The organism is Mesorhizobium sp. P3_A9, assembly GCF_056402975.1.
The window spans coordinates 1-561 of sequence record NZ_JBFUGJ010000816.1; the positions used below are offsets into that span (position 1 = coordinate 1).

Below are 561 nucleotides of genomic sequence, written 5' to 3' on the forward strand. Positions count from 1 at the left end.
TCCATGCGGTGGTTGGCGCGGCCGATGCGCTGCGCCAGCCGGCTGGCGCCCTTGGGCGCGCCGACATGCACGACGAGATCGACATCACCCCAGTCGATGCCGAGATCGAGCGTCGAAGTGGCGACGATGGCACGCAGCGCGTTGTCGCCCATCGCCTTTTCGACGCGCCGGCGCTGGCCGACATCAAGCGAACCATGATGCAAGGCGATCGGCAGCGAATCCTCGTTGGACCGCCACAGCTCCTGGAACAGCAGCTCGGCCTGGCTGCGGGTGTTGACGAACAAAAGCGTCGTGCGATGGCGCTTGATCGCCTCATAGATTTCGGGAATGGCGTAGCGGGCCGAATGGCCGGACCACGGCACGCGCTCCTGCGAATCGAGGATTGAGATGTCGGGCTTGGCGCCGCCAGTGACGGTGATCAGCCCGGCCATGGCGCCCGCAGGGTTCTGGCCGACGAGCCAGCGCCGCAATTGATCCGGTTCGGCCACCGTCGCCGACAATCCGATGGTCTGCAGGCCGGGAACAATGCTGCGCAGCCGCGCCAGCCCGAGCGCCAGCAGA

The 561-nt window shown here is 66.8% G+C and carries 1 protein-coding gene; it reads right to left on the minus strand.

Annotation, left to right across the window (positions count from 1 at the left end; genetic code table 11):
- Positions 1–561: helicase-related protein (locus tag AC1DX0_RS36900; protein ID WP_477359610.1), on the minus strand; the 561-nt coding region annotated here is incomplete at both ends.